Source organism: Micromonospora trifolii (assembly GCF_022229005.1).
Taxonomy (GTDB): domain Bacteria; phylum Actinomycetota; class Actinomycetes; order Mycobacteriales; family Micromonosporaceae; genus Micromonospora; species Micromonospora trifolii.
Genome location: NZ_JAKKFD010000034.1, coordinates 179,217 through 191,714, shown reverse-complemented (window position 1 = coordinate 191,714; position 12,498 = coordinate 179,217). Strand labels below are relative to the sequence as shown.

Here is a 12,498-nt window from a genome sequence, read left to right as displayed (position 1 = left end):
TATAGCAAGCAATGTGCGGTCCATGCTTGCGCTTACATGACCTGTTATATACGCTCTGCCTAGCCGGCTCCCAGGTCTGCAACCCGGAGCTGGTTCGTTCCCACCGCGCAGGAAGCGCCCGGTCGGTCGGTCCCCCCGTTCGACCGGGCGTGCCGGGGCATGCCCGCACGCCGCCCCTACGCAAGTGCCGTGAGCAGCTAGGAGACGACCCGACGGGAGCCCCCGATGCCCGATCGACCCGACGAATTCCCCACCGAACCACCAGCCCAAGCCGAGCAACGCCATCGCCTCGTGTCCGATCAGGACGTCGAGGACGCCGATGATGTCCTCTTCGCCCATCCGCCCCGGGTGGTACGTCGCTGGCTCTGCGGGTGCGGCGTCGACTACCCCTGTACCGATGTGCGCTTCGCCCTGTTGGTCAAGTCCAGTGCCGAGGCCGGCGAATGAGCGCCAATGCCGTGGACGATCTGCGTGCCGCCTGGCTGGCCACGATCTCCGCCGCCGACCGGGCCGGTGCGCAGTTGCACGGGGCGGGGCCGCCCGGCCGGCGGCTGCCCTGGCAGGACGCGGTCACGGAGTGCTGGCGGGCGTTGAGCCTGGTCTACGCCGGCTTGGCCGCCGATCGCGAGTCACCGGGAGGCTCGGTCGGGAACCTTCTCGCCGGTCTGCGCGCCGCCCAGGTCGACGCGGACCGGGCCGCCGCGCTGGCCGCCCGGGTCCGTCGGCGGTTGAGCGCAAGCGAGGACCGGCTACGGCGTACCCGGGAGGTGGCGGACATTGTTGCGGCCCGGCACCTCGCGGCGGCGATCACCCGGTTGGACCTGGTAGTTGCCCGGCTCGCGGTCGGCGGCCGGCGGATCGAACGTTCGGTGGCGGCACTGACCGAAGAGCCGGCGGCACTGACCGACCGTTCGCTGGCGGGATCGACCGAAGAGCCGGCACCACCGCCCGTGCCGCCCCGGCCCACCAGCCATGCCGAGCACGACAGCGAAACCAAGCACGACAGCAAGACCGAGCACGACAGCAAGACCAAGCACGACAGCGAGACCAAGCACGAGAACGGCAGGGCCAGCGACGCCGACAGCGCCGAAGTGATCGCCCGCGGCTGCCAGGCGGCGAGCGCCCTGGTGACCAGGCGGCAGCGACTGACCAGGCCACGCGCACACCGGAGAGCACTCACGATGATCAGGGGGCGACGATGGTGACCGATCCGCACGCGGCGCTACGCGGATTGCTGACCGGGCGGCTGCGCGGCCACGAACGCCGGCTGGTCCGGTTCGCCGAGCAGGACTGGCGACGGTACGCGGACCTGCTCGCCGGTGCGCTGCTGGTGGCGGTACGGCGGCGGTTCGTCGCGGGGCAGGATCGCGCGCCGGTGATCCGGTTCGTGGCGTCCGCCCGGGAACGCTACGACGCGACCGGGCGCGACGTGGACCCGGTGCTGGCCGAGGCGTTGGTGTGGGCGGCGCTCGGTGAGCGTCCGCCCGTGCCCCACGATGCGGCGGCGATCGTCGCGCGGACGGTGCTGCTGCTCGGCCTGCTCGAAGACGAGGGTCTCACCGACCGCGAGCTCGACGAAGTCCTCGTGGCCGCCGCACAGGCCGCCGACGACACGGAGCACGGCGCCGATCCCCAGCAGGCAGGCGCCACAGTCGAATCCGACCGGCAGTGAGCGCAACAGGGCCGAAGATCGACACGAGATAGCTGAAGTCGGGGCATCCCGTCGGCACGGATACCCCGACTTCAATGAAACCGAGTGGATCATGCCCGGTGGCGGACCGGGCCAATGGACGGCGATGCCGAGCTCGGGGACCACGCCCGAGCGCGAAGCCTCCTAGACTCGGTCGCAGCTGGCTGAGGGAGTGACGGAGCTTGACGGTTCAGAAGACAGACACGACATCGGCCGGTCGCGGTCGCCGGGCTCGCGTCATTGGGCTGTCCGGCGGTCTCATCGGGCTGCTCGCCCTCCTGCTCGCCGTCTCCGTGGCGACCGGTGACGGGCAGAGCATCCTCAGCAGCCTCCAGTCATCGTCCTCGGCACCGGGCCCGCCCAGTCCGACGCCGGAATCTCGGGCACCTCTCGACCGGGCCTGCATCGCCAAGACCAAGGGCCAGGAGGCGGTGGCGTACTTCCAACGGGACATCCCCGAGGGCCGGTGGGGGGAAGCGCTGCGGGGCACCGCCTCGACGACCAGTGAGCCGTACGTGCTGTGGCTCTTCGACGCTCAGTGTGAACCGCACCGGGCGATCGAGGTGCCACCGCGCACCAGCCGCACGTTCAAAGCCCAGCTGGGTCAGGTCTGGTACTACGCCGAAGCGTCAGCGGGGCGGCCTGCCGAGGGCTGCGCCTGCCGCGTCTTCAGCCCTTCGAACAGCGGCGCCGAGCAGAGGTTCAGCGACGCCGGCAGCATCACCTACCACCTGGATTAGCCGGGAGGACCGACCGCGAGTCGGTCAGCCCGCCGAAGATCGACACGAGTTTCAGAAAGTCGGGGTATCCCACCGGCCCGGACACCCCGATTTCCGGAAAGCCGAGTGGATCACCGCCGGGATGAGCCTCCCGAAGCCGAGCCAGTGTCAGCGCAGGCCGCGGACCATCAGCAGATACGCGCAGTAGGCCATCGGCACCACCAGGAAGCAGATCAGGAACCCGAGCGGCAGGTAGCGCGGCGGGGTGCCGGCGACCATCGCGGGTCGCCCCCACCGGCCCAGCACCAGGTACCCGCCGAAGAACGCCACCGCCGGCAACCCCGCGCAGATCCACGCGCCGAGGGTGAACCCGTCGACCAGGCCGACCCCGGAGGCGAGCACCAGCATCAGCACGAGCACCCCAGCCGCCGCGCCGCACCCGGTGTAGACGGCGACCGCCCGGGCCAGCGGCGACCACGTCGGCAGCAGCGCCGGTCGCTGGGCCAGCAACTCCGCCTGCTGCCCGTGCCGGTCGGCCTCGTCGGCCATCCGCCGGGCCAGCTCCAACTCGACCGCCGGGTCGGCCGCCGCCGCACGCTGCGCGGGCACCCCGCCGCCCGCCGGGCTCACCGCCGTCGGCAGCGCCAGCCGCGCCTCCCCCGCCGCCAGTTGGGGGTACGCCCCGACCTCCGCCCGCCCCGGCGCGCCGGCTGCGCCGGCGGTTTCCCCGTCCCCGGTTCCGGGTGCGGTGGGGGGAGGGGGCGGGGCAGGAGCTGGTTGGTCGACGCCGATGGCGCGGCCGAGCTGGTCGAGGCGCTGCCCCTGGGCGGTCAGCCGCTGCTGGAGGTAGTCGACGGCGGCGTGCAGGTCGCGGCGGCGGGCGGACTCCGCGGCGGCGTGTTGTTCCCCCGCACGGTGCTGGGCGGAGAGTTGTCGGGCCAGCGCCGCGTACTCCTCGAAGGACACTGTCACCGCTCCCCGTCGGGGTCGTGCCCGTCGCCGACGAACGGGACGATCAGCCGGGTGCGCTGGTCGTGCCGGTCGATCAGCAGCGCCCGGTCGGGGCGGGGCGTGTAGGTCAGGTCGTGCGCTCCGAGGTGCAGGGCCAGCTCGGCCCCGGGCACGTTGAGCGCGACCAGGCAGGCGACGTCGTCGCGGTTCTGGGTGCCGCCGAGGTCGTCGGCGAGCCGGCGCAGCCCCCGCCACCAGCCGAGCAGGTGCACACCCTGCCCGGGGCCCTGGCGCAGGACGGTGCGCAGGTCGTCCAGGCCGGAGCGGAAGGTGCCGGGGTCGGTGGCCCCGAGGACGGGCGCGGCGGCGTCCATGCCGAACACCACAAGGTATTCGCGGCCGGTGGGCTCGGCTGCCAGCGTGGCGATCCGGTCGCGCAGCCCGGCCGCGTCGAGGCGCCGCACCGGGTGCCCGGCGGCCCGCAGCAGCGTTTCGGTGTCGTCGGCGACCGGGTCGGCGACGGTGACCAGGCAGGCCAGGTGGAAGCGGGCGTCGCCGGGGGTGTGCTGGCGGGCGAGGCTGAGCGTCGCGGCGCGCAGCACGTCAGCGCCGGTCGGTGCGGTGCCCACCACGGCGAGGTGCCGGCCGGGGGTGGTGTCCATCAGGAACAGTGCTGTGGTGCCGTGCACGTCGACGGTTCGGCCGACAAGTGCCATCGGGCGTCGACCACCGGGGCGCAACCCGGCGAACGTGGGATCGTCCTCGATCCGCGCGGCTTCGTACCCCTTGAAGACCGCCGGGGCCCGCGAGCCCGGCGGGCGGGCCTGCCACAGGTCGTGGCGTAACGCGGCGAGGTCCGCCGCGGCGGCGTGCGCGTCGGGGAAGCGCAGCACTGTGTCGGCGCCGACCGCGCCGGCGGCGGTGTTGACCACTGCGGAGCCGATCGGCAGGGCCGCGGCGGCGTCGTTGAGCTGGTCGAGCACCCCACCGCCGCCGGGCAGGGCCACCCGCAACGCGAACTGCCCGAAGATCGCCTCGGCCCGCCCGTAGAGGGCTTCGATGCCGGTCATGCTCTGGCTGGCGAGCACCAGGTGGATGCCGTACGAGCGGCCCTTGCGGGCCAACTCCTCCAGCAGGTCGACGGACTCGCGGGCCAGCGCGTCGTTGCCGGCGAGCAGCACGTGGAACTCGTCGATGACAGTCACGATGCGCGGCAGCGGATTGTCAGGGGGCAGGTCGGCGAGCTTGGTGACGCCGTGCCGTTTGAGTGCTGTGGCCCGGCGCTGCGCCTCCCGGCGCAGCTCGCGCAGCACGGCGAGACCGTACTCGCGGTCGGATTCGATGCCGACGGCACGGGCGTGCGGCAGCCAGGACGGGTCCCGGCCGGTGGGCACGAACTCGGTGAAGCTCACGCCCTCCTTGAAGTCGAGCAGGTAGAGCTGCAACTCGGCCGGCGAGTAGCGGGCGGCCAACCCGTAGAGGACGTCGAGGAGGAAGACGGTCTTGCCGGCACCGGTGCGCCCGCCGACCAGCCAGTGCGGGGTGGCGTCGTCGAAGGCGAGCGTCATCGCGGCACCGCTGCCGGCCCGGCCGATCACCGTCCGCAGGCCGTTGCCGGCGGACTCGGCCCACCGCCGTTCGGGCAGCAGGTCGGTGAAGGGCAGCGCGTCGGCGCGACGGGTGGCGGTGCCGAGGTGCTCGGCGAGCGCGCGTACCGAGGTGGGCGGCGGGTCGCCGTCGAGCAGGACGGGTGCGGCGAGCCCGCTGCCGTCGGCGCTGAACGCGGCGCCGGGTGGGTCGCCGACGTGCGCGTACCCCTGGTTGAGCCGCACCGCTGTGGTGCCGCCCAGAGGCGGCGCGGTCTCGCCGGGCAGGCGGGACGGGTGGCCGGCGAGCAGCACACACACGGCGGCGGCCGGGCCGGCGTGGGTGAGCGCGGCGAGCCGGGCCAGCTCGCGCGGTGGCGGCGCGGCGGTGGCGACCACCACCAGCAGGCGGCGGGCGGCGGGCTGACCGTGCTGCGCGGCGCGGGCGTGCTGCTCGGCGGCGTCCAGCAGCGCTGCCACCTCGGCCTCGCCGGTGGCCGGCGGGTCGAGCACCCCGGCGTCGAGCAGTGGTCGCAGCGGGCCGAAGGTGGCGCCGAGCGCTGCGGTGTCGATGCCGGCGACGCGGACCTTGCCGGGTGGCGCGGTGGCGACCAGCCGCAGCACCAGCGCCCGCAGCAGCCCGGCGACCTGCGGGTCCCGGGCGTCGGTGTCCAGTGCGAGGTGGTGGCCACCGCCCAGCGGCACCAGCACCGGAAAGGTGCCGTCCGCTGTGGACGCCTCGCCGATCCGCACCGCGGCCGGTTCGTCGGTCAGCGGCGTGACGCCGGGGGCGGGAGTGGCCAGGGCGCCGCCGAGGCGGGCGAGGCGGGCCACCAGATCGTCCCCGGCCGCCGGCGCGACGGGGGTCGGCGCCGCCCCGAGGACGTTGCGGGCAGTGTCCAGATGCGCCCGAGCCGCCCGGTGGGAGTTGACCGCCTGCCCGTACGCCGACGCGAGCCTGCCCACCCTCTGCCCCCAACGCCACGGCCGCCTGGTCCCAGGAACCCTAACGGACACCGACGGCACCCGGACAGTCCTGCGAGGACGTGTCACGCCGGACCGGTCAGGCGGGGCCGCACGCCGCCGGGCCGGACGCGTCGGCCGCCCCGCAGCGGAACACCTCCACCGGCGCTGTCGCCACGTCGGGCACCTGCTCCACCCGCATCAGGGCCAGTCGCTTGTCGACCGGCTCGCCCGAGTCGGGCGTGAACCGGATCAGCCCGGCCACCCCCGGGTAGCCCTGCCCGGCGTTCTGCCGGAGCACCTCCGCGTGCACGCCCACCGGGTTGACCGAATCCGGTTCCCAGCGTTGCCGGGGATCGCCGTGGTGCAGCCGGGCGGCGAGGCTCTCCACCGCCCGGACCAGCATCATCGACGCGTCGTAGGCGAGACTGACCCGCTCGCCGACCTGTTCCTCCTCGGCACCCGGCCGGCAGCGCGGCGGGTCGAGCAGGTCGTCGGCCTGGATCCAGGACAGGAAGCTGGCCCGGGCGTCGTCGTCGCGCCGGTCCTGGGCGGCCCGCAGCGCCGCGCAGGTGGCCAGGGCCGCCTTGGAGACGTACGTGACGGGCAGGTTGCCGGGCGCGGCGGCGCGCAGCCCCGGGTTGGCCATGTACCGGTTGGCCGAGTCGTCGGCGACGAGGTGTCGTGGCGGGTTGCCGCCGCACTCGCGCAGCGCCCGCAGGAAACCGTCGAACTCCGACCATCGACCGGCGTAGAAGAGCATTCCGGGGTAGCCGCACTCGTCGGTAAGCCGCTGCCCGGTGCGCCACTGGTCGAGGCGGGTGATCCGGGGGCCGAACTGTTGTCGGAGCCCGTCGACGAGGGTGCCCACGTAGAGGTCCTCGGTGAGCGTACTGCCCTCCAGTGTGGTGTAGAAGACGTGCGCCTCGTTGACCTTCAGCACCTGCTTGGCGTACGCGTCGACCAGCTTCACCTGGTCCTTGTTCGGTGCGGAGATCTGGAGGTAGAGGCGGGAGTTGACGTCCATCTTGTCGGCGGAGAGGGTGGGCGCCAGCACCGGCAGCCCGACCCGGTTCAGTTCGCGCAGCGCGCGGGCGGTGCTGGTGCGGCTCTCCACCAGCCCCACCACCCCGAGCACCGTCGGGTCGTCCCGGGCCAGCTCGGCCAGCATCGCCACGGCCCGGTCGGCGTAGATCATCTGGCGGCCGCCGTTGGCCACCACGATCCGCAGCAGCGCGGCGCCGTCGGCGCCGGCCGACTCCTTCAGCAACGCGTACTGGGCGGTGGCCATCCCTTCGAGTTCCTCGCGCTCGGAGACGTACGACTCCTCGTCCGCGCGGGTCAGGTTGCCGGTGAGGGTGCCGAGGTAGACCAGGGTGAGGAAGGGCCGTCGTCGGTCGCTGCGCTGCCAGACCTCCTCGGCGGCGCGGTTCTGCGCGAAGATGCGCTCTTGAACGGTGCGCAGCCGGTCCTGGCCGGGGTCGTTGTTGAACACCTGGGCGGCGCTGTCGCTGTAGCCGACACACTCGCCTTTGCCGACCACCTCGACCGAGACCTGGCCGGTGAGCGAGGGGTGACATCCCGGTCCCCACAGGCTGGCCACCCACAGGCCGAGCACCGCCACCAGCACCAGGCAGAGCGCCGTCGGCAGGAAGCGCCGCGACCACCACGGCGGGTCGGGCGCGGAGAAGGGGCGCACCCCGGCACGGGAGGGTGGGCCGGTGTCGGTGTCGTCGGGGCCCAGCGCCACGAGCCAGGCGGCCGGACGGCGCAGGCGGCGCATCTCCGGCAGCGCCTCGACCCACTCGTCGAATGCCTCGTCGGCCTCGGTCAACGGGTGCGGCTCGGGCAGTTCCGGCGGGGGCTGCCCACCGGACGCGATGACGAGCAGCGGGTCGTTGCGGCCGGTCTCGGTGCGGACGTCGCCGATCAGGCGCACCAGTTCCCCGCCGACGTTGCCGGGGGCGACGTGGTCGATCAGCAGCGCCGGGTACGCGGTGCGCCGCCAGTCCGACGGGCGCCACGGCCGACGCCGGTACGCCTGCCGCAGGTCTTCCAGGAACGCGTGCAGCAGCAGCTTGTTGACCTGGTCGGGTTGCTCCCCGTCGCGCCAGCCCGCGGTGAGGCGCTCGGCGAAGCCGAGGAAGGTGACCGACTGCCGGGGCGCCAGGTACTGCTGGCGCATGAACCAGTTGTAGTGCCGTCCGAGCACCGGCACCCGACCGGAGACGGCGGCCCGGAAGACCACCCCCGGCACGGCGCGACGGACCAGCCAGAGCAGCACCTGGGAGACGATGCTGACAGCGTCGCCGCCGGAGGGCACCGCCTCCGGCGTACGTGGGCCCTTGCGGTCGCGCAGCCGGCGGACCAGGGCGGCGCGGCTGTCGTCGGCGTCGATGCCCAGGTTGAGGCTCTGCTGCATCAGCCAGTCGGCGAGCGGGTAGTGCCGGAAGCGCAGTCGGGCGGCGCCGAAGGCCTCCAGGGAGAGCTGCCGGTGCAGTTCACGCAGCAGCGCCGGCACGTCCCCGGCGCCGGGCGGCGCGTCGGCGTCCAGCACGGCGTGCGGGACCCGCCGCCGGGGGCCCTGGCCGAGGAACCGGCGCAGCGGCACCATCAGATCCGCGGCGTCGGAGCGGACCAGCCACAGCAGCGGCAGCCGGCGGTCGCCGCGACGGGGTCGCCGCAGCAGCCGGGCGAGCAGCGCGAACAGCTCCAGCCCGCCGGCCGGTAGCCGTTCCCGGCCCGCTGTCGACTGCCGTTGGCCGATCAGTTCCCGCTTGGGCAACTCCGAGCGCTGCACGTGTCACCTCCGATCAACACAGTGTGACCTTGCGGTGCAAGGCACGCCAGAGGGCGACGACCGCCGATGGGTGTGGCGGGCCGGCGACGTTCACAGTTGTCGATTAGGTTGACCTGGCGAACACCCGATGGAGGGAGTCCACCCCGTGCGACGAGTCCTCACGGCGGCCACCACCGCCCTGACCCTCACCACCGCCGGCACCATGCTCGCCGGCACCCCCGGCCAGGCCGCCCCGACGGGCTGGGGCCGTCCGGTCGTCTCCGCCGCGCCGCAACCCGGCGCGCCCGGACTGGGCGACAGTTACTTCCCCGACTACGGCAACGGCGGCTACGACGTCGAGCACTACGACGTCCGGCTGCGCTACGAACCGGCCACCGACCTGCTCACCGGCACCACCACCATCCTCGCCACCGCCACCGCGGACCTCTCGACGTTCAATCTGGACTTCCTGCTCGACGTCGAGTCGGTGCGGGTCAACGGTTGGGCGGCGAGCACCAGCACCGCGGGGGCGCACGAGTTGGTCGTCACCCCGGCCCGCACTGTGACCCGGGGGCAGCAGCTCACCATCGTCGTGCGCTACTCCGGTGTCCCGTCGGAGGCCCTGGTCAACGGTTACACCGGCTGGACGCGTACCGACGACGGCGCCCTCGCCGTCAACGAGCCCGAGTCGGCGTGGTGGTGGTTCCCGAGCAACGACCACCCACTGGACAAGGCCACCTACGACATCTCGGTGTCGGTGCCCACCGGCGTCGAGGTGATCAGCAACGGCGTGCAGCCGAGGCCGCCGCTGGCCGAGGCCGGCAACCGCTCCCGGTGGATCTGGCGGACCACCTCCCCCACCGCCACCTACCTGGCCTTCATGGCCATCGGCCAGTACGACATCGTCACCGACACCACGCCGAGTGGCCAGCCGGTGATCAACGCGTACAGCACCTCACTGGGCGCCCTCGGGCCGGCCGCGCGGGCCAGCATCGAGCGGACCGCCGAGATCGTCGACTGGGAGAGCGGGATCTTCGGCCCGTACCCGTTCGAGGCGCAGGGTGGCGTGGCCGGGCCGGTCGACGGCATCAGCTTCGCCCTGGAGACGCAGACCCGACCGGTGTACGGGCCGGGCTTCTGGCGACGCGGCGCCAACACCTACGTGGTGACGCACGAGCTGGCCCACCAGTGGTTCGGCGACTCGGTCTCGGTGGCCGACTGGCGCAACATCTGGCTCAACGAGGGCTTCGCCTCGTACGCCGAGTGGCTCTGGTCGGAGGAGCAGGGCGAGGGCACCGCCCAGGAGGTCTTCGACTTCACCTACGCCAGTTACCCGGCTGACGACGAGTTCTGGCAGGTGCTGCCGGGCGACCCGGGTGCCGCTCGGGTCTTCGACAACGCCGTCTACGACCGGGGCGCGATGACCCTGCACCAGCTGCGGCTGGCCGTCGGCGATGACGCGTTCTTCGAGATCCTGCCGACCTGGACCGCCGAACGCCGCTACGGCAACGGCACCATCGAGCAGTTCCAGGCCCTTTCCGAGCGGATTTCCGGGCTGGACCTGGACGACCTCTTCACCACCTGGCTGTTCACCGCCGGCCGACCCGATGTGGCCAGCGCCGCCCGTAAGGCCGCCCCGCCGGTCGAGCCCAGGTCCTGGGCCAAGATCCGCGAGTCGCACCACCTGATGTCGCACTAGGAGTCCGGAGTGGACCGCGAGCGCCCGCACGTGGCCGCGGGCGCTCGCGGCACGCCCGCCGCCTTTTGTCGGCGTCAGGCACGGCGTCAGGCGCGGGCCGTGCTCGCTTCGACGGCGCGGATGTGCCGGTAGGCGAACCACAGCGGCGGGAACGCCCCGACCGCGAAGGACAGGTCGATGAGCGTCCAGAACCAGGGGATGTCCCGGATCGGGCCGCAGATCAGCGCCAGCGGGACGATGCCCGCGCAGGCGATCATGCCGACCTGCACCACCCAGACGTTGCGCACCGGGTCGCGCAGCGGCCCCCAGAAGGCAACCGCCAGCACCAGGTGGGCGAAGGCCAACCAGTCGGTGCCGTAGAGCAGGAACGGGTAGTCCTCACCTGCCGTCACGAGCCCGGTGTGCACCCGCTCGATCCAGGCGACCAGCGCGGGCAGTTGGCCGGCGAGCGGGTCCAGTACGCGCAGCAGCCAGCGCACCTCGATCTCCAGCGGAAAGGCGGTGACACCGCTGAGGAAGAGCCCGATCAGCACGATCCACAGCCACCGGCGGGTTCGCCGTAGCCGCTCCTCAATGTCCATGATCGCAGCGTAACGATGATCTTCGTGTCGTCCTGTCCGGAAGCGGGCCGCCGGGGGTGACAGCAGTCTCAGCGGTTCGACACCGGCCCGGCGGTGGCCAACTCCCGGAGCCGGACCCCGCCCGAGCGCACCACACCGGCGTCGGCGGGCACGATGACACAGACCGCGCCGGTGGGCCGGACGATGCGGGCGGCCCGGAACGCCGCTCGTCGTACCGGATGGCGGGGTCGCGGAATGACCAGCGTGAGGGTCGCCGCGCGGCCGCGCTGCCGGTCCAGTGCGACGCCCGCCGCCGCCGTGGCGATCGCCGCGGCGGCTCCGGCGAGGACGAGCGTCTGCCGGGGGCCGGCGTGTTCGGCGAGCCAGCCGAGCAGCGGGGCGCCGACCGCGGCGGAGACCGAGCCGGTGACCGCCAGGGCGGCGAGCACCCGGCCCCGCATCGCGCCGTCGGTGTCGAGCTGGGCGCGGGTGCCGACGGTGGTGTCGATGACCACCGCGGCCGCGGCGATCGGCAGGATCACCGCGGCGAAACTCCAGGTGCCCGGTGCGAGGCCGGCGACGATCTGCAACCCGCTGGCGAACAGGCCCGCGACGACGAGCGTCCGGTAGCCCAGGGAACTCCGGCGGGCCGCGACGAGCGCACCCACCACCGTTCCGACAGCGAACACCGTCGACAGCAGGCCGTACCCGGAGGCGCCGGCGTCCAACGGCCCGTCGCTCATCGCGGCCATTGTCACCTGGTAGTTGCGACCCAGGCTGCCGAGCACGAACGACAGGGCGAGCGCGAGGAGCAGCACCGGCTGCCCGCGCAGGTAGGCGAACCCGACGCGCACACCGCCCCGGGCCCGGCCGGCGTCCGGGACCGGGAGGCCGGGCACGGCTTTCGGGCGTACGGCGAACAACGCCACCACCACTGCGGCGAAGCTGGCCGCGTTGATGCCGAACAGCAGGGCGGGGCCGACGGCGGCGACCACCACGGCACCGAGGCTCATGCCGAGGATGCGGCCGGCGGAGTTGGTGAGCGAACCGAGCGCCAGGGCGTTGCCCAGCGTCTCCCGGTCGACGAGGCTGGCGGCCCAGCGTCCCATCACCGGGCCTTCGATCGCCGAGACGGCACCGGTGGCCAGCGAGATCACGAAGATCAGCGGCAGGCCGCCGACCCCGGTCAGGGCGACCGCCGCGAGTCCGGCGGCGAGCATCGCGTGGGCGCCCTGGGCGGCGATCAGCAACGGGCGGGCCGGCAGCCGATCGGCCAGCACACCGCCCCAGACGCTGAGCAGCAACGTGGGTGCCGCCTGGAGCAGCACGGCGAAGCCCATTGACGTCGCCGAGCCGGTTTCCTTCAGGACGTACCAGTTGACCCCGAGGACCTGCATCCACGTGCCGATGACGGAGACGAAGCCGGCGAGCGCCCAGATCCGGTAGTTGCGGTGGCGCAACGCGGCGAAGGTGGCACCTCTGGCCACGACGAACCTCCAGCGATCGGCAGCATGATCATTCACACCGATCGCGGTGCGGTTCGGCAGCCGG

The 12,498-nt window shown here is 73.1% G+C and carries 10 protein-coding genes; 5 read left to right on the top strand and 5 right to left on the bottom strand.

Translation table 11 applies throughout. The features are described from left to right. Positions 1-225: 225 nt before the first annotated feature. From NIE79_RS21140 to NIE79_RS21125, 4 genes are all read left to right on the top strand, one after another. Entirely contained in the window at positions 226-447 is a 222-nt protein-coding gene (locus tag NIE79_RS21140; protein ID WP_238680198.1) for a hypothetical protein, read from the top strand. Next, entirely contained in the window at positions 444-1,205 is a 762-nt protein-coding gene (locus tag NIE79_RS21135; protein WP_238680197.1) for a hypothetical protein, read from the top strand. The genes NIE79_RS21140 and NIE79_RS21135 overlap by 4 nt, the downstream gene beginning before the upstream one ends. Continuing rightward, positions 1,199-1,672, top strand: coding sequence for a hypothetical protein (locus tag NIE79_RS21130; protein ID WP_238680196.1), 474 nt, complete (start codon positions 1,199-1,201; stop codon positions 1,670-1,672). Before NIE79_RS21135 ends, NIE79_RS21130 begins: the two co-directional genes overlap by 7 nt. Positions 1,673-1,872: 200 nt before the next feature. Then, positions 1,873-2,430, top strand: coding sequence for a hypothetical protein (locus NIE79_RS21125; protein WP_238680195.1), 558 nt, complete (start codon positions 1,873-1,875; stop codon positions 2,428-2,430). Between the two features lie 147 nt (positions 2,431-2,577). Here the strand turns inward: NIE79_RS21125 and NIE79_RS21120 are convergent, their stop codons facing one another. The 3 genes from NIE79_RS21120 to NIE79_RS21110 all read right to left on the bottom strand — a co-directional run bounded on the left by NIE79_RS21120 (position 2,578) and on the right by NIE79_RS21110 (position 8,709). After that, entirely contained in the window at positions 2,578-3,381 is an 804-nt protein-coding gene (locus NIE79_RS21120) for a hypothetical protein (RefSeq protein ID WP_238680194.1), read from the bottom strand. Further along, a complete protein-coding gene (locus NIE79_RS21115; RefSeq protein WP_238680193.1) occupies positions 3,378-5,912 on the bottom strand; it encodes an FtsK/SpoIIIE domain-containing protein in 2,535 nt (844 codons plus the stop codon). Before NIE79_RS21115 ends, NIE79_RS21120 begins: the two co-directional genes overlap by 4 nt. Positions 5,913-6,009: 97 nt before the next feature. Continuing rightward, positions 6,010-8,709 (bottom strand): type 1 periplasmic-binding domain-containing protein, encoded by a 2,700-nt coding sequence (locus NIE79_RS21110; protein ID WP_238680192.1) that lies wholly within the window; start codon positions 8,707-8,709, stop codon positions 6,010-6,012. 145 nt (positions 8,710-8,854) lie between these two features. On the opposite strand from NIE79_RS21110, the gene NIE79_RS21105 reads away from it, so the two are divergent. Then, on the top strand, positions 8,855-10,387 hold the full coding sequence (locus NIE79_RS21105; protein ID WP_238680191.1) for a M1 family metallopeptidase: 1,533 nt from the start codon (positions 8,855-8,857) through the stop codon (positions 10,385-10,387). 86 nt (positions 10,388-10,473) lie between these two features. Here the strand turns inward: NIE79_RS21105 and NIE79_RS21100 are convergent, their stop codons facing one another. Both NIE79_RS21100 and NIE79_RS21095 read right to left on the bottom strand, forming a co-directional pair. Beyond that, positions 10,474-10,968 (bottom strand): hypothetical protein, encoded by a 495-nt coding sequence (locus NIE79_RS21100; RefSeq protein WP_238680190.1) that lies wholly within the window; start codon positions 10,966-10,968, stop codon positions 10,474-10,476. A 68-nt stretch (positions 10,969-11,036) separates the two neighbouring features. Further along, positions 11,037-12,434 carry an MFS transporter gene (locus tag NIE79_RS21095; RefSeq protein WP_238680189.1) on the bottom strand — a complete coding sequence of 466 codons (1,398 nt, stop codon included), beginning with the start codon at positions 12,432-12,434 and terminating at the stop codon, positions 11,037-11,039. Positions 12,435-12,498 lie beyond the last annotated feature (64 nt).

What these genes read in the sequence shown, in the direction of transcription:
- NIE79_RS21140 (WP_238680198.1), top strand. Translation starts at nt 226, where the DNA reads ATGCCCGATCGACCCGACGAATTCCCCACCGAACCACCAGCCCAAGCC.
- NIE79_RS21135 (WP_238680197.1), top strand. Translation starts at nt 444, where the DNA reads ATGAGCGCCAATGCCGTGGACGATCTGCGTGCCGCCTGGCTGGCCACG.
- NIE79_RS21130 (WP_238680196.1), top strand. Translation starts at nt 1,199, where the DNA reads ATGGTGACCGATCCGCACGCGGCGCTACGCGGATTGCTGACCGGGCGG.
- NIE79_RS21100 (WP_238680190.1), bottom strand. Translation starts at nt 10,968, where the DNA reads ATGGACATTGAGGAGCGGCTACGGCGAACCCGCCGGTGGCTGTGGATC.